This is a genomic window from Agrobacterium sp. 22-3639C2, assembly GCF_053522105.1.
This window is the reverse complement of sequence record NZ_JBNWDB010000001.1, coordinates 875,243-888,934: the sequence shown is the minus strand read 5'-3', so window position 1 is coordinate 888,934 and position 13,692 is coordinate 875,243. Positions and strand designations below refer to the sequence as shown.

The following is a 13,692-nucleotide window of genomic DNA, read 5'->3' as shown; positions in this document are numbered from 1 at the left end:
GCAGTCCATTATGGCTCGCGAATATAAAATCGAAGACTACCGCAATTTCGGTATCATGGCGCATATCGACGCCGGTAAGACGACGACCACCGAGCGTATTCTTTATTACACCGGTAAGTCGCACAAGATCGGCGAAGTTCATGATGGCGCTGCCACGATGGACTGGATGGAACAGGAGCAGGAACGTGGTATCACCATCACGTCCGCTGCGACCACGACCTTCTGGAAGGGTCGCGACGGCAAGATGCGCCGTTTCAACATCATCGACACCCCCGGCCACGTTGACTTCACCATTGAAGTCGAGCGTTCGCTGCGCGTTCTCGACGGTGCCATCGCTCTTCTCGACGCCAACGCCGGTGTAGAGCCGCAGACGGAAACCGTCTGGCGTCAGGCTGAGAAGTACAACGTTCCGCGTATGATCTTCTGCAACAAGATGGACAAGACCGGTGCTGACTTCTACCGCTCGGTAGAAATGATCAAGACCCGTCTCGGCGCTACCGCCGTTGTCATGCAGCTTCCGATCGGCGCTGAGACCGAGTTCAAGGGCGTTATCGACCTGATCGAGATGAACGCACTCATCTGGCGCGACGAATCGCTCGGCGCTCAGTGGGACGTCGTCGAAATTCCTGAAGACATGAAGGCCAAGGCTGAAGAATATCGCGAAAAGCTGATCGAGACCGTTGTCGAGATCGACGAAGAAGCGATGGAAGACTACCTGAACGGCATCATGCCCGACAACGAGAAGATCCGTTCGCTCGTTCGCCGCGGCACCATCGACGTGAAGTTCCACCCGATGTTCTGCGGTACCGCGTTCAAAAACAAGGGCGTTCAGCCGCTTCTCGACGCCGTCGTCGACTACCTGCCTTCGCCGCTGGACATTCCTGCGATCAAGGGCATCGACTTCAAGACGGAAGCCGAAATCGAGCGTCATGCCGATGACAGCGAGCCGCTTTCCATGCTCGCGTTCAAGATCATGAACGACCCCTTCGTCGGTTCTCTGACCTTCGCCCGCATCTACTCCGGCAAGCTCGAAAAGGGCACGTCGGTCATCAACACGGTCAAGGACAAGCGTGAGCGCGTCGGCCGTATGCTGCAGATGCATTCCAACAGCCGTGAAGACATCGAAGAAGCCTTTGCCGGCGACATCGTTGCTCTGGCTGGCCTCAAGGAAACCACCACTGGCGATACGCTCTGCGATCCGCTGAAGCCGGTTATCCTCGAGCGCATGGAATTCCCCGAGCCGGTCATCCAGATCGCCATCGAGCCGAAGACCAAGGGCGACCAGGAAAAGATGGGCCTCGCGCTCAACCGCCTGGCTGCTGAAGATCCTTCGTTCCGCGTCAAGACGGATGAAGAATCCGGTCAGACGATCATTGCAGGCATGGGCGAACTTCACCTCGACATCCTCGTTGACCGTATGCGTCGCGAGTTCAAGGTTGAAGCAACCGTCGGTGCTCCGCAGGTTGCCTACCGCGAAACCATCACGCGTCAGCACGAAGAAGACTACACGCACAAGAAGCAGTCCGGTGGTACCGGTCAGTTTGCTCGCGTGAAGATCATCTTCGAACCGAACCCTGAAGGCGAAGAATTCAAGTTCGAATCCAAGATCGTCGGCGGTGCTGTTCCGAAGGAATACATCCCGGGCGTTCAGAAGGGTATCGAAAGCGTTCTGTCTTCCGGTCCGCTTGCTGGCTTCCCGATGCTAGGCGTCAAGGCGACCCTGATCGACGGCGCATACCACGATGTCGACTCCTCGGTTCTGGCGTTCGAAATCGCATCGCGTGCCTGCTTCCGTGAAGCAGCAAAGAAGGCTGGTGCACAGCTTCTCGAGCCGATGATGAAGGTCGAAGTCGTCACCCCTGAAGATTACGTCGGTGACGTGATCGGCGATCTGAACTCGCGTCGCGGTCAGATCCAGGGTCAGGAATCGCGTGGCATCACCATCGTGATCAGCGCACACGTTCCGCTCGCGAACATGTTCAAGTACGTCGACAACCTGCGCTCCATGTCGCAGGGCCGCGCGCAGTACTCGATGACGTTCGATCACTATTCGCCGGTTCCGTCGAACGTGGCGCAGGAAATCCAGGCAAAGTACTCCGGTCAGAAGTGATCGGGGTACGCCCCATCAGAGATTTGAAGATTATTCCCCTCAAGGGACAAGAATGGAGAGCCACTAATGGCAAAGAGCAAGTTTGAGCGCAATAAGCCGCACGTCAACATTGGCACGATCGGTCACGTCGACCACGGCAAGACGTCGTTGACTGCTGCGATCACGAAGTATTTCGGCGAGTTCAAGGCGTACGACCAGATCGACGCTGCTCCTGAAGAAAAGGCTCGCGGCATCACGATCTCGACGGCGCACGTCGAATACGAAACGCCGAACCGTCACTACGCACACGTCGACTGCCCCGGCCACGCCGACTACGTGAAGAACATGATCACCGGTGCTGCCCAGATGGACGGCGCGATCCTGGTTTGCTCTGCAGCTGACGGCCCGATGCCGCAGACGCGCGAGCACATCCTGCTTGCTCGCCAGGTTGGCGTTCCGGCGATCGTCGTGTTCCTCAACAAGGTTGACCAGGTTGACGACGCCGAGCTTCTCGAGCTCGTCGAACTGGAAGTTCGCGAACTTCTGTCGTCCTACGACTTCCCGGGCGACGATATCCCGATCGTCAAGGGTTCGGCACTTGCTGCTCTTGAAGATTCCGACAAGAAGATCGGTGAAGACGCAATCCGCGAGCTGATGGCTGCTGTTGACGCCTACATCCCGACGCCTGAGCGTCCGATCGACCAGCCGTTCCTGATGCCGATCGAAGACGTGTTCTCGATCTCTGGCCGTGGTACGGTTGTGACGGGTCGCGTTGAGCGCGGTATCGTCAAGGTTGGTGAAGAAGTCGAAATCGTCGGCATTCGTCCGACGTCGAAGACGACGGTTACCGGCGTTGAAATGTTCCGCAAGCTGCTCGACCAGGGCCAGGCTGGCGACAACATCGGTGCTCTCGTTCGCGGCGTTACCCGTGACGGCGTTGAGCGTGGTCAGATCCTGTGCAAGCCGGGTTCGGTCAAGCCGCACAAGAAGTTCATGGCAGAAGCCTACATCCTGACGAAGGAAGAAGGCGGCCGTCATACGCCGTTCTTCACGAACTACCGTCCGCAGTTCTACTTCCGTACGACTGACGTTACCGGTATCGTTTCGCTTCCAGAAGGCACGGAAATGGTTATGCCTGGCGACAACGTCACTGTTGAAGTCGAGCTGATCGTTCCGATCGCGATGGAAGAAAAGCTGCGCTTCGCTATCCGCGAAGGCGGCCGTACCGTCGGCGCCGGCATCGTCGCTTCTATCGTCGAGTAATTTCACGACGTTGAAATTCAGACCGGCGGCGGTGTTACCCACACCGCCGCCGGGCTTTTAGTAAAAAAGCCTGGCGGCGTTGCATTTTTAGTGCTTGAAAAATTCGGTGAAAGCGCGTAAACGCGCATTCACACTCACCCGCTGGATTCGCAAGCAATTGCGGAGCGCGGTGTTTTAGCAATACAGACTACTGAAATGATTGGGGTGCGACGCGCATCCCTCTCGATTTTTGAAAATCTGCGGCGCCACGATCAATAGAAGTTCATGTGTTTCCGCGTGCGGAAACGAATAACAAAGAACAAGGACAAGACGAATGAACGGCCAGAATATCCGTATCCGCCTCAAGGCGTTCGATCACCGGATCCTCGATGCCTCTACCCGTGAAATCGTGTCGACCGCAAAGCGCACCGGCGCCAGCGTTCGCGGCCCGGTTCCGCTCCCCACCCGCATCGAAAAGTTTACCGTCAACCGCTCTCCTCACGTTGATAAGAAGAGCCGTGAACAGTTCGAAATGCGGACGCACAAGCGTCTTCTCGATATCGTTGACCCCACCCCGCAGACCGTCGATGCTCTGATGAAGCTCGACCTGGCTGCCGGCGTTGACGTTGAAATCAAGCTCTAAGACTGGCCTGACCTCATCCAAGTGAGGGCCATATAACAAGGAAGGTACGTGGAGAAATCCAACGGCTTCCAATCCGGAGACCGGAAACATCGTGAGATGTCGAAGGGCACTCCTTAACAAAGGCCAAAAAGGGTTTTCCCTTCAAGGCTCGCAAGAGGATGAACCAATGCGTTCAGGTGTGATTGCACAGAAAGTGGGTATGACCCGCGTCTACAACGACGCTGGTGAACATATTCCAGTAACAGTATTGCGGATGGATAACGTACAAGTCGTTTCCCAGCGCACGGAAGACAAGAATGGCTACACCGCAGTTCAGCTCGGTGCCGGCCAGTCCAAGGTCAAAAACACGACGAAGGCGCTTCGCGGTCATTTTGCCGCTGCCAATGTCGAACCGAAAGCAAAGCTCGTCGAGTTCCGGGTTTCCCCCGAGAACCTGATCGATATCGGTGCAACACTGACCGCAACTCATTTTCAGGCCGGCCAGCTGGTCGACGTAACGGGAACCACGATCGGTAAGGGTTTTGCCGGTGCTATGAAGCGTCACAACTTCGGTGGTGGTCGCGCTTCGCACGGTAACTCCGTATCGCACCGTGCGCACGGTTCGACTGGTAACAACCAGGATCCGGGCCGCGTGTGGAAGGGCAAGCGAATGGCTGGTCATATGGGCCAGACGCGCGTTACGACCCAGAACCTCGAAGTCGTTTCGACCGATGAAGACCGTGGCCTGATCCTCGTTAAGGGTGCAGTTCCCGGTTCCAAGGGCGCCTGGATCATCGTCCGCGACGCCGTCAAGTCGGCCGCGAAGTAAGGGAGCCTTATCATGGAATTGAACGTCAAGACCCTCGAGGGAAAAGACGCCGGCAAGGTTTCTCTGTCGGACGAGATTTTCGGCCTCGATCCCCGTCAGGATATCCTGGCCCGTATGGTTCGCTGGCAGCTTGCAAAGAAGCAGCAGGGAACGCACAAGACCAAGACCCGTGCGGAAGTTTCCCGTACTGGTGCGAAGATGTACAAGCAGAAGGGTACGGGCCGCGCTCGTCACCATTCGGCTCGCGCACCGCAGTTCCGCGGCGGCGGCAAGGCCCACGGCCCGGTCGTTCGCAGCCACGCACACGACCTTCCCAAGAAGGTTCGCGCGCTTGCTCTGCGTCACGCCCTGTCTGCAAAGCTGAAGGCTGAAGATTTGATCATCGTCGATCAGCTCGTCGCGTCCGAAGCAAAGACCAAGGCTCTGCTGGGCAGCTTCGCTTCGCTTGGCCTGACCAACGCTCTCGTTATCGGTGGCGCAGAACTTGATGGCAACTTCAAGCTCGCAGCTCAGAACATCCCGAATGTGGACGTTCTGCCGGTTCAGGGCATCAATGTTTACGACATCCTGCGTCGTGGTAAGCTCGTGCTTTCCAAGGCTGCTGTAGAGGCTCTGGAGGAGCGGTTCAAATGACGGATCTTCGCCACTACGATGTGATCGTATCTCCTTCGATCACGGAAAAGTCGACGCTGGTATCCGAACAGAACCAGGTCGTATTCAACGTCGCCAAAAGCGCTTCCAAGCCTGAAATCAAGGCTGCCGTGGAAGCTCTCTTCGGCGTCAAAGTCACGGCTGTGAACACGCTTATCCGCAAGGGTAAGACCCGTCGTTTCCGTGGGTTCGCCGGTAAGCTGAAAGACGTCAAGAAAGCCGTCGTTACGCTCGCCGAAGGTCAATCCATCGACGTGTCCACCGGACTCTAAAGGTTAGGCCCAAGCGGGCAAAGACCCAAAAGGGAACAAGAATATGGCATTGAAAAGTTTCAATCCGACCACGCCAAGCCAGCGTCAGCTGGTTATCGTGGACCGCGCTTCGCTCTACAAGGGCAAGCCGGTAAAGGCTCTCACCCAGGGCCTCAGCTCCAAGGGTGGCCGCAACAACCAGGGCCGGATCACCGTCCGGTTCCAGGGTGGTGGTCACAAGCGGACCTACCGTCTGGTGGACTTCAAGCGTCGCAAGTTCGACGTTGAAGGCACCGTTGAACGTTTGGAATACGACCCCAACCGCACCGCGTTCATCGCGCTGGTTACGTATACCGACGGCGAACAGGCTTACATTCTCGCGCCACAGCGTCTCGCTGCCGGTGACAAGGTGATCGCCTCCGACAAGGCAGTGGACGTGAAGCCCGGCAACACCATGCCGCTTCAGTACATTCCGGTCGGTTCGATCATCCACAACGTCGAGATGAAGCCAGGTAAAGGCGGTCAGATTGCCCGCTCCGCCGGTACGTACGTCCAGCTCGTCGGCCGCGATGCCGGTATGGCTATCCTGCGTCTCAACTCGGGCGAACAGCGTCTGGTGCACGGCTCCTGCCTCGCATCGATCGGCGCAGTTTCGAACTCCGATCACGGCAACACCAACGACGGCAAGGCCGGTCGTTCGCGTTGGCGTGGCAAGCGTCCGCACGTTCGCGGCGTCGTCATGAACCCGGTCGACCACCCGCACGGTGGTGGTGAAGGTCGCACGTCGGGTGGTCGTCACCCGGTTACTCCGTGGGGTAAACCCACGAAGGGCAAGCGCACCCGTTCGAACAAGTCGACCGACAAGTTCATCATGCGTTCGCGCCATCAGCGCAAGAAGTAAGAGGAGAAGTCTCAAGTGGCTCGTTCAGTTTGGAAAGGTCCGTTTGTTGACGGCTATCTTCTCACTAAGGCTGAGAAGGTGCGCGAAAGCGGACGCAATGAAGTAATCAAGATCTGGAGCCGTCGCTCCACGATCCTGCCGCAGTTCGTCGGATTGACGTTTGGCGTCTACAACGGCAGCAAGCATGTGCCCGTCTCTGTCAATGAAGACATGGTCGGACACAAGTTCGGTGAATTCTCTCCGACCCGTACCTATTACGGTCACGGCGCGGACAAGAAGGCAAAGAGGAAGTAATCATGGCGAAGGCTAAGACCGAACGCCGGCTGAAGGACAATGAGGCTCAGGCCATTGCCCGTACGCTCCGCGTCAGCCCCCAGAAACTGAACCTGGTTGCCGCTCTTATCCGTGGCAAGAAGGTTGATCGCGCTCTCGCCGAGCTCGAATTCTCCCGCAAGCGCATCGCAGGGACCGTCAAGAAGACGCTCGAATCTGCGATTGCCAATGCGGAAAACAACCATGACCTCGACGTCGACGCTCTCGTCGTCGCCGAGGCCTATGTTGGCAAGTCCATCACCATGAAGCGTTTCCACGCTCGTGGCCGTGGTCGTGCATCCCGCATTGAAAAGCCGTTCTCTCACCTCACGATCGTTGTTCGTGAAGTTGAGGAAAAAGGGGAGGCCGCATAATGGGTCAGAAAATCAATCCGATCGGCTTCCGCCTCGGCATCAACCGTACCTGGGATAGCCGCTGGTACGCTGACACCGCTGAATACGGCAAGCTGCTGCATGAAGACCTGAAGATCCGGGCTTACCTGATCAAGGAACTCAAGCAGGCCGGTATCGCCAAGGTGGTCATCGAGCGTCCGCACAAGAAGTGCCGCGTTACGATCCATTCGGCTCGTCCGGGTCTCATCATCGGCAAGAAGGGCGCGGACATCGAGAAGCTTCGCAAGAAGCTTTCCGAGATGACCAACTCCGAAACGCACCTCAACATCGTTGAAGTGCGCAAGCCGGAAATCGACGCGACTCTCGTCGCTCAGTCGATCGCCCAGCAGCTCGAGCGCCGCGTGGCTTTCCGCCGTGCGATGAAGCGTTCGGTTCAGTCCGCAATGCGTCTTGGCGCCGAAGGCATCAAGATCACCTGCGGTGGCCGTCTCGGTGGCGCCGAAATCGCTCGTACCGAATGGTACCGCGAAGGACGCGTTCCGCTGCACACGCTGCGTGCGGACATCGACTACGGCACAGCTGAAGCGGAAACCGCGTTCGGCATCTGCGGCATCAAGGTCTGGATCTTCAAGGGCGAAATCCTTGAGCACGATCCGATGGCTTCTGAGCGTCGTGGTCTCGAAGGCGATGCTCAGGGCCCTGCAAGCCGTGAGCGTGGCGATCGTCCCGATCGTCGTCGCGAAAACGCTTGATTGACGCTGGCGAAAGATAAGCTCGGAGAAGTAAGAAAATGTTGCAGCCAAAGCGTACTAAGTACCGCAAGCAGTTCAAGGGACGCATCAAGGGCGTCGCCAAGGGCGGCTTTGACCTGGCATTCGGTGAATTCGGCTTGAAGTCGCAGGAACCGAACCGCGTGAACGCACGCGAGATCGAAGCGGCCCGCCGCGCGATCACGCGTTACATGAAGCGCGCAGGTCGTGTGTGGATCCGCGTATTCCCAGACGTTCCGGTAACGGCAAAGCCGACCGAAGTTCGTATGGGTAAGGGCAAGGGTTCGGTCGAATACTGGGCATGCAAGGTCAAGCCCGGTCGTATGATGTTCGAGATCGACGGTGTGTCCGAGGAGATCGCCCGCGAGGCGCTTCGTCTCGGCGCTGCCAAGCTCTCGGTCAAGACGCGCTTCGTACAGCGCATCGCAGAGTAAGGAGCAAGGCACATGAAAGCCGATGAAGTTCGCGGCCTCAGCGCCGACCAGCTCAAGGACAAGCTCGCCGATCTGAAGAAGGAGCAGTTCAACCTGCGCTTCCAGAAGGCGACTGGCCAGCTGGAGAAGTCCTCGCGCATCAACGAAGTCCGCAAGGACATCGCCCGCGTTAAAACCATTGCCCGCCAGAAGGCGGCAGAAGCCAAGGCCTAAGGAAAAATAATATGCCGAAACGCATTCTGCAGGGCGTCGTAGTGTCCGACAAGAACGAGAAGACTGTTGTAGTCCGGGTTGAGCGCCGATTCGCTCACCCGCTGCTCCAGAAGACCGTTCGCCGTTCGAAGAAGTACAAGGCACACGACGAAAACAATCAGTATAAGGTCGGCGATGTCGTTTCCATCGAGGAATGCGCACCGATCTCCAAGGACAAGCGCTGGACGGTCGTTTCCGCCCAGGCTTAATTTCATCAGAATCGCGCCAGGTCTCTTGTACTTGGCGCGAAATACTGTATGAAGCACCGCAAGGACGCTCGTGAATCGAGCGTCTTTTGCTTTGATGCGCACGGAAGGTCCTTCGGGAAACCACCCTGTCACGACATTTCCGCGCAAAAAAAGAGACATTCATAAGCTGGGGCAGGGGGCTCACTCGGGAGAGTTTGCCCAACCGTTCCGGTAACAACAAGAAGGCGACCTGACATGATTCAGATGCAAACAAACCTCGACGTGGCGGATAATTCCGGCGCACGTCGTGTCATGTGCATCAAGGTGCTGGGCGGCTCGAAGCGCAAATATGCTTCTGTTGGCGACATTATTGTCGTTTCCATCAAGGAAGCTATTCCGCGCGGCCGCGTCAAGAAGGGCGATGTGATGAAGGCGGTTGTCGTTCGCACCGCCAAGGACATCCGTCGCGCTGACGGCAGCGTCATCCGTTTCGATAACAACGCAGCCGTTCTTATCGACAACAAGAAAGAGCCCATCGGCACCCGTATCTTCGGACCGGTTCCGCGCGAACTTCGCGCCAAGAACCACATGAAGATCATCTCGCTGGCTCCGGAAGTACTGTAAGGAGCGTATGCGATGCAGAAAATTCGTAAAGGCGACAACGTTGTCGTATTGACCGGTAAGGACAAGGGCCGTACCGGCGAAGTAATCCAGGTTTTGCCGAAGGAAGATCGGGCCGTTGTGCGTGGCGTTAACATGGTGAAGCGTCACCAGCGCCAGACCCAGGCTCAGGAAGCTGGCATCATCAACAAGGAAGCGTCCTTGCACATCTCCAACATTGCCATCGTCGATAAGGATGGCAAGCCGACCCGCGTTGGCTTTACTGTTGTAGACGGCAAGAAGGTCCGCGTGGCCAAGCGTTCGGGAGAAGTGATCGATGGCTGATAAGTACGAGCCGCGTCTCAAGACGGAGTACGTTTCCCGTATCCGTGGCGCCATGCAGGAGAAGTTCTCCTACGCCAACGTGATGATGATCCCGAAGCTTGAAAAGATCGTGATCAACATGGGTGTTGGCGAGGCAACTGCCGACTCCAAGAAGCCAACCATTGCTGCCGGTGACCTGGCTGCGATTGCCGGCCAGAAGCCGGTTGTTACCCGCGCTCGCAACTCGATCGCTGGTTTCAAGGTTCGCGAAGGCATGCCGATCGGTGCGAAGGTTACCCTTCGTGGCGCCCGCATGTATGAATTCCTTGATCGCCTGGTCAACATCGCGCTGCCGCGCGTTCGCGACTTCCGGGGTCTGAACCCGAAGAGCTTTGACGGCCGTGGCAACTTCGCCATGGGCATCAAGGAACACATTGTGTTCCCTGAGATCAACTACGATAAGGTTGATCAGATGTGGGGCATGGACATCATCGTTTGCACGACGGCGACGTCGGACGACGAAGCACGGGCTCTGCTTACAGAGTTCAACTTCCCGTTCCGTCACTAACCGTAACGACGAGCGTAGAAAAGGAACTCCGATATGGCGAAAACAAGCGCAGTTGAAAAGAACAAGCGCCGCCGCAAGTCGGTCGCCCAGCAGGCCACCAAGCGGGCTGCACTGAAGGCGATCGTGATGAACCAGTCCCTTCCGATCGAAGACCGGTTCAAGGCCACTCTGAAGCTCGCTTCGCTGCCGCGTGACGGCTCGAAGACGCGTATCCGCAACCGCTGCGAAGTAACGGGCCGTCCGCGCGCGTTCTATCGCAAACTCAAGATGTCGCGTATCGCGCTTCGTGAGCTGGGCAATTCCGGCAAGGTGCCGGGCATTGTCAAGTCGAGCTGGTAAGGAGACGGGCACATGACCATGACTGATCCTTTGGGTGATATGCTCACCCGCATCCGCAATGGTGCTGCTCGCCGTAAGTCTTCGGTAAGCACGCCTGCTTCCAGCCTACGCGCACGCGTTCTCGACGTGCTGCAGGCTGAAGGCTACATTCGCGGTTATTCCAAGGTCGATTTCGAAAACGGCAAGGCCGAATTCACGATCGAACTGAAGTACTACGAAGGCGCGTCCGTGATCCGTGAGATCGGCCGCGTTTCCAAGCCGGGCCGCCGAGTTTATGTCTCGGTTAAGTCCATTCCGCAGGTCGCGAACGGCCTCGGCATCACCATCCTTTCGACCCCGAAGGGCGTGATGGCCGATCACCAAGCTCGCGAACAGAACGTTGGTGGCGAGGTTCTTTGCTCGGTCTTCTAAGACCCGAGCACGGATCTCCATAACGAACAGACAGGATTGAACAATGTCTCGTATCGGTAAAAAGCCCGTTCAGGTTCCAGCAGGTGTTACGGCCAATGTCGACGGCCAGAAGGTCACTGCTAAGGGCCCGAAGGGTGAACTGTTTTTCGTCGCTAATGACGACATCCAGCTGAAACTCGAAGATAATGGCGTTTCCGTAACGCCGGCCAACAACACCAAGGAAGCTCGTTCGAAGTGGGGCATGTCCCGCACGATGATCGAGAACATCTTCAAGGGTGTTAAGGACGGCTACGAACGCAAGCTCGAAATCAACGGCGTCGGTTACCGTGCCGCCCTGCAGGGCAAGAACCTGCAGCTGGCTCTCGGTTTCAGCCACGATGTAGTTTACGAGCCTCCGGTCGGCATCACCATTGCCGTTCCGAAGCCGACGGAAATCATCGTTTCCGGCATCAACAAGCAGCAGGTTGGCCAGGTTGCCGCGGAAATCCGTGAATACCGTGGTCCCGAGCCCTACAAGGGTAAGGGCGTGAAGTACGCTGAAGAGCGTATCGTCCGCAAAGAAGGCAAGAAGAAGTAAGGATCACGCGAAATGGCTAGCAGGAAAGAAGCACTTGCACGTCGCGCGAGCCGTGTGCGCCGCCAGATCAAGGCGGTTGCCAATGGCCGCCCGCGCCTGTCGGTTCATCGCTCGTCGAAGAACATCTACGCTCAGATCATCGATGACGTTGCTGGCAAGACGCTTGCGTCTGCCTCCACGCTCGAAGCCGATCTGCGCGGCTCGCTCAAGACCGGCGCCGACGTTGCAGCAGCAGCTGTCGTAGGCAAGCTGGTGGCAGAGCGTGGCGTCAAGGCTGGCGTCAAGGATGTCGTATTCGACCGTGGCGCATTCATCTATCACGGCCGTATCAAGGCTGTGGCAGAAGCTGCCCGCGAAGGCGGTCTGAACTTCTGAGTGCTTGACCCTTTCGATTGTTCGCAATCGAGAGAAAGGGTCATGCACCACTCAAGATCCTGCAGCGTCCTTTGCGTGTCGGTTTCGACACGCGGCGCTGCAGTTTCCGCCCTGACAACGATCCGGGCGGAATTTCACCGGGCCATGCGGGTCTCTTCATCGAGGCCGGTGGTCTTTTCGTTTGCCGTTCCACCCGTAAAAGAAAAAGGACAAGGACAATGGCACAGGAAAAAAGAGGTTCTCGCGACGACCGCCAGAACCGTGAAGAACGCGATAGCGAATTCGTCGACAAGCTGGTCGCGATCAACCGCGTTGCAAAGGTTGTTAAGGGTGGCCGTCGCTTTGGCTTCGCCGCTCTCGTCGTCGTCGGCGACCAGAAGGGCCGCGTTGGCTTCGGTCACGGCAAGGCTCGCGAAGTTCCGGAAGCCATCCGTAAGGCAACCGAGAGCGCAAAGCGCGATCTGATCTTCGTTCCGCTGCGCGATGGCCGCACGCTGCATCACGACGTCAATGGCCGTCACGGCGCAGGCAAGGTTCTGCTGCGTTCGGCCAAGGCCGGTACCGGTATCATCGCCGGTGGTCCGATGCGCGCTGTTTTCGAAACGCTGGGCGTTCATGACGTTGTTGCCAAGTCGACCGGTTCTTCGAACCCGTACAACATGGTTCGCGCAACGTTCGACGCTCTGAAGCATCAGGTTCATCCTAAGGACATCGCTGCACAGCGTGGTCTCAAGTATGCGACCCTTCAGTCTCGTCGTGCCGCTTCCGGCAACGCTTCTGAAGAATAAGGAGCTGGATCATGGCCAAGAAGACTACTGAAGCCAAAAAGACTGTTACGGTCGAACAGATCGGCAGCCCTATCCGCCGCCCGGCAATCCAGCGTCAGACGCTGGTCGGTCTGGGTCTCAACAAGATGCACCGTCAGCGCACCCTGGAAGATACTCCTGCGGTTCGCGGCATGATCCGTGCGGTCCAGCATCTCGTTCGCGTCGTTGACGAGAAGTGAGACGGAGTAACCTATCATGAAACTCAATGAAATCAGAGACAACGAAGGCTCCACCAAGGACCGTATCCGCGTAGGTCGCGGTATCGGTTCCGGCAAGGGCAAGACCGGTGGTCGCGGTGTGAAGGGTCAGAAGGCTCGTTCGGGCGTCGCCATCAACGGTTTTGAAGGCGGTCAGATGCCAATCTACCGTCGTCTTCCGAAGCGCGGTTTCAACAACATTTTCGCTTCCGAATTTGCTGTTGTATCGCTCGGCCGCATTCAGACCGCCATCGACGCCAAGAAGCTCGACGCTTCCGCAACGATCGATGCTGCTGCTCTCAAGGCTGCTGGCGTTATCCGTCGCACCAAGGACGGCGTTCGCATTCTCGCTGACGGCGAACTGACGAGCAAGGTTGCTTTTGAAGTTGCCGGCGCTTCCAAGCCTGCACTCGAAAAGATTGAGAAGGCCGGCAGCTCTATCAAGCTTCTCGCAGTTGCAGCTGAAGCTTCCGAGTAATATATAGACTTCAGACGCCCGGGGCATAGTCGCTCCGGGCGTTTGCGCTCCCTGGCTTATGGTGCTCTCGATTTAAATCGATTTATTGTGGCATCATGGCAA

23 protein-coding genes are annotated in these 13,692 nt (G+C 57.4%); all 23 read left to right on the top strand.

Features of this window, described 5'->3' with window-relative positions; all coding sequences use genetic code 11:
- The first annotated feature begins 10 nt into the window (after nt 1–10).
- On the top strand, nt 11–2,110 hold the full coding sequence (gene fusA, locus ACQZ6D_RS04440; RefSeq protein WP_003519335.1) for an elongation factor G: 2,100 nt from the start codon (nt 11–13) through the stop codon (nt 2,108–2,110).
- 66 nt (nt 2,111–2,176) lie between these two features.
- A complete protein-coding gene (gene tuf / locus ACQZ6D_RS04435; RefSeq protein WP_013636434.1) occupies nt 2,177–3,352 on the top strand; it encodes an elongation factor Tu in 1,176 nt (391 codons plus the stop codon).
- A 313-nt stretch (nt 3,353–3,665) separates the two neighbouring features.
- The gene (rpsJ, locus tag ACQZ6D_RS04430; protein WP_003507767.1) at nt 3,666–3,974 is read left to right on the top strand and encodes a 30S ribosomal protein S10; all 309 of its coding nucleotides are present in this window, start codon (nt 3,666–3,668) and stop codon (nt 3,972–3,974) included.
- A gap of 166 nt (nt 3,975–4,140) precedes the next feature.
- Nucleotides 4,141–4,782, top strand: coding sequence for a 50S ribosomal protein L3 (gene rplC / locus ACQZ6D_RS04425; protein WP_003516149.1), 642 nt, complete (start codon nt 4,141–4,143; stop codon nt 4,780–4,782).
- A 12-nt stretch (nt 4,783–4,794) separates the two neighbouring features.
- The gene (gene rplD, locus ACQZ6D_RS04420; RefSeq protein ID WP_003516147.1) at nt 4,795–5,415 is read left to right on the top strand and encodes a 50S ribosomal protein L4; all 621 of its coding nucleotides are present in this window, start codon (nt 4,795–4,797) and stop codon (nt 5,413–5,415) included.
- Nucleotides 5,412–5,705: a 50S ribosomal protein L23 gene (locus ACQZ6D_RS04415; RefSeq protein ID WP_003495178.1), complete on the top strand. Its 294-nt coding sequence runs from the start codon at nt 5,412–5,414 to the stop codon at nt 5,703–5,705. The genes rplD and ACQZ6D_RS04415 overlap by 4 nt, the downstream gene beginning before the upstream one ends.
- A gap of 43 nt (nt 5,706–5,748) precedes the next feature.
- On the top strand, nt 5,749–6,585 hold the full coding sequence (gene rplB / locus ACQZ6D_RS04410) for a 50S ribosomal protein L2 (protein WP_003516146.1): 837 nt from the start codon (nt 5,749–5,751) through the stop codon (nt 6,583–6,585).
- 15 nt (nt 6,586–6,600) lie between these two features.
- Nucleotides 6,601–6,879, top strand: a complete 279-nt coding sequence (gene rpsS, locus ACQZ6D_RS04405) for a 30S ribosomal protein S19 (protein WP_003507772.1) — start codon at nt 6,601–6,603, stop codon at nt 6,877–6,879.
- Nucleotides 6,880–6,881: 2 nt separating this feature from the next.
- Nucleotides 6,882–7,271: a 50S ribosomal protein L22 gene (gene rplV, locus ACQZ6D_RS04400; protein ID WP_003495184.1), complete on the top strand. Its 390-nt coding sequence runs from the start codon at nt 6,882–6,884 to the stop codon at nt 7,269–7,271.
- Nucleotides 7,271–8,002: a 30S ribosomal protein S3 gene (rpsC, locus tag ACQZ6D_RS04395; RefSeq protein WP_003516138.1), complete on the top strand. Its 732-nt coding sequence runs from the start codon at nt 7,271–7,273 to the stop codon at nt 8,000–8,002. The genes rplV and rpsC overlap by 1 nt, the downstream gene beginning before the upstream one ends.
- Nucleotides 8,003–8,040: 38 nt before the next feature.
- Entirely contained in the window at nt 8,041–8,454 is a 414-nt protein-coding gene (gene rplP, locus ACQZ6D_RS04390) for a 50S ribosomal protein L16 (protein WP_003516136.1), read from the top strand.
- 12 nt (nt 8,455–8,466) lie between these two features.
- Nucleotides 8,467–8,667: a 50S ribosomal protein L29 gene (gene rpmC, locus ACQZ6D_RS04385; protein ID WP_003495193.1), complete on the top strand. Its 201-nt coding sequence runs from the start codon at nt 8,467–8,469 to the stop codon at nt 8,665–8,667.
- Between the two features lie 11 nt (nt 8,668–8,678).
- Nucleotides 8,679–8,915, top strand: coding sequence for a 30S ribosomal protein S17 (gene rpsQ, locus ACQZ6D_RS04380; protein WP_003495195.1), 237 nt, complete (start codon nt 8,679–8,681; stop codon nt 8,913–8,915).
- Between the two features lie 234 nt (nt 8,916–9,149).
- Nucleotides 9,150–9,518 (top strand): 50S ribosomal protein L14, encoded by a 369-nt coding sequence (gene rplN / locus ACQZ6D_RS04375; protein ID WP_003495199.1) that lies wholly within the window; start codon nt 9,150–9,152, stop codon nt 9,516–9,518.
- A gap of 12 nt (nt 9,519–9,530) precedes the next feature.
- Nucleotides 9,531–9,839, top strand: a complete 309-nt coding sequence (gene rplX, locus ACQZ6D_RS04370; protein ID WP_003516133.1) for a 50S ribosomal protein L24 — start codon at nt 9,531–9,533, stop codon at nt 9,837–9,839.
- Entirely contained in the window at nt 9,832–10,386 is a 555-nt protein-coding gene (rplE, locus tag ACQZ6D_RS04365) for a 50S ribosomal protein L5 (protein ID WP_003495201.1), read from the top strand. Before rplX ends, rplE begins: the two co-directional genes overlap by 8 nt.
- 33 nt (nt 10,387–10,419) lie before the next feature.
- Nucleotides 10,420–10,725 (top strand): 30S ribosomal protein S14, encoded by a 306-nt coding sequence (gene rpsN, locus ACQZ6D_RS04360; protein WP_003495202.1) that lies wholly within the window; start codon nt 10,420–10,422, stop codon nt 10,723–10,725.
- A 12-nt stretch (nt 10,726–10,737) separates the two neighbouring features.
- A complete protein-coding gene (rpsH, locus tag ACQZ6D_RS04355; RefSeq protein ID WP_003516131.1) occupies nt 10,738–11,136 on the top strand; it encodes a 30S ribosomal protein S8 in 399 nt (132 codons plus the stop codon).
- 43 nt (nt 11,137–11,179) lie between these two features.
- Nucleotides 11,180–11,713 carry a 50S ribosomal protein L6 gene (rplF, locus tag ACQZ6D_RS04350; protein WP_003516129.1) on the top strand — a complete coding sequence of 178 codons (534 nt, stop codon included), beginning with the start codon at nt 11,180–11,182 and terminating at the stop codon, nt 11,711–11,713.
- A gap of 12 nt (nt 11,714–11,725) precedes the next feature.
- Complete coding sequence (gene rplR / locus ACQZ6D_RS04345) at nt 11,726–12,088, top strand: 50S ribosomal protein L18 (protein ID WP_003516127.1); 363 nt, start codon at nt 11,726–11,728, stop codon at nt 12,086–12,088.
- A 218-nt stretch (nt 12,089–12,306) separates the two neighbouring features.
- Entirely contained in the window at nt 12,307–12,876 is a 570-nt protein-coding gene (gene rpsE, locus ACQZ6D_RS04340; RefSeq protein WP_003516126.1) for a 30S ribosomal protein S5, read from the top strand.
- Between the two features lie 11 nt (nt 12,877–12,887).
- Nucleotides 12,888–13,094: a 50S ribosomal protein L30 gene (gene rpmD / locus ACQZ6D_RS04335; protein WP_003495212.1), complete on the top strand. Its 207-nt coding sequence runs from the start codon at nt 12,888–12,890 to the stop codon at nt 13,092–13,094.
- Between the two features lie 16 nt (nt 13,095–13,110).
- Entirely contained in the window at nt 13,111–13,590 is a 480-nt protein-coding gene (gene rplO / locus ACQZ6D_RS04330) for a 50S ribosomal protein L15 (protein WP_003516125.1), read from the top strand.
- Nucleotides 13,591–13,692: the final 102 nt, after the last annotated feature.

Bases quoted from the DNA above. Each gene is read 5' to 3' on its own strand.
- rplV (WP_003495184.1), top strand. From the start codon at position 6,882: ATGGCGAAGGCTAAGACCGAACGCCGGCTGAAGGACAATGAGGCTCAG.
- fusA (WP_003519335.1), top strand. From the start codon at position 11: ATGGCTCGCGAATATAAAATCGAAGACTACCGCAATTTCGGTATCATG.
- rpsE (WP_003516126.1), top strand. From the start codon at position 12,307: ATGGCACAGGAAAAAAGAGGTTCTCGCGACGACCGCCAGAACCGTGAA.
- rpmD (WP_003495212.1), top strand. From the start codon at position 12,888: ATGGCCAAGAAGACTACTGAAGCCAAAAAGACTGTTACGGTCGAACAG.
- rplB (WP_003516146.1), top strand. From the start codon at position 5,749: ATGGCATTGAAAAGTTTCAATCCGACCACGCCAAGCCAGCGTCAGCTG.
- rpsJ (WP_003507767.1), top strand. From the start codon at position 3,666: ATGAACGGCCAGAATATCCGTATCCGCCTCAAGGCGTTCGATCACCGG.
- rplE (WP_003495201.1), top strand. From the start codon at position 9,832: ATGGCTGATAAGTACGAGCCGCGTCTCAAGACGGAGTACGTTTCCCGT.
- rplN (WP_003495199.1), top strand. From the start codon at position 9,150: ATGATTCAGATGCAAACAAACCTCGACGTGGCGGATAATTCCGGCGCA.
- rplX (WP_003516133.1), top strand. From the start codon at position 9,531: ATGCAGAAAATTCGTAAAGGCGACAACGTTGTCGTATTGACCGGTAAG.
- rpsQ (WP_003495195.1), top strand. From the start codon at position 8,679: ATGCCGAAACGCATTCTGCAGGGCGTCGTAGTGTCCGACAAGAACGAG.
- rpsH (WP_003516131.1), top strand. From the start codon at position 10,738: ATGACCATGACTGATCCTTTGGGTGATATGCTCACCCGCATCCGCAAT.
- rpmC (WP_003495193.1), top strand. From the start codon at position 8,467: ATGAAAGCCGATGAAGTTCGCGGCCTCAGCGCCGACCAGCTCAAGGAC.
- rpsN (WP_003495202.1), top strand. From the start codon at position 10,420: ATGGCGAAAACAAGCGCAGTTGAAAAGAACAAGCGCCGCCGCAAGTCG.
- rplF (WP_003516129.1), top strand. From the start codon at position 11,180: ATGTCTCGTATCGGTAAAAAGCCCGTTCAGGTTCCAGCAGGTGTTACG.
- ACQZ6D_RS04415 (WP_003495178.1), top strand. From the start codon at position 5,412: ATGACGGATCTTCGCCACTACGATGTGATCGTATCTCCTTCGATCACG.
- rplC (WP_003516149.1), top strand. From the start codon at position 4,141: ATGCGTTCAGGTGTGATTGCACAGAAAGTGGGTATGACCCGCGTCTAC.
- tuf (WP_013636434.1), top strand. From the start codon at position 2,177: ATGGCAAAGAGCAAGTTTGAGCGCAATAAGCCGCACGTCAACATTGGC.
- rplO (WP_003516125.1), top strand. From the start codon at position 13,111: ATGAAACTCAATGAAATCAGAGACAACGAAGGCTCCACCAAGGACCGT.
- rplD (WP_003516147.1), top strand. From the start codon at position 4,795: ATGGAATTGAACGTCAAGACCCTCGAGGGAAAAGACGCCGGCAAGGTT.
- rpsC (WP_003516138.1), top strand. From the start codon at position 7,271: ATGGGTCAGAAAATCAATCCGATCGGCTTCCGCCTCGGCATCAACCGT.
- rplP (WP_003516136.1), top strand. From the start codon at position 8,041: ATGTTGCAGCCAAAGCGTACTAAGTACCGCAAGCAGTTCAAGGGACGC.
- rplR (WP_003516127.1), top strand. From the start codon at position 11,726: ATGGCTAGCAGGAAAGAAGCACTTGCACGTCGCGCGAGCCGTGTGCGC.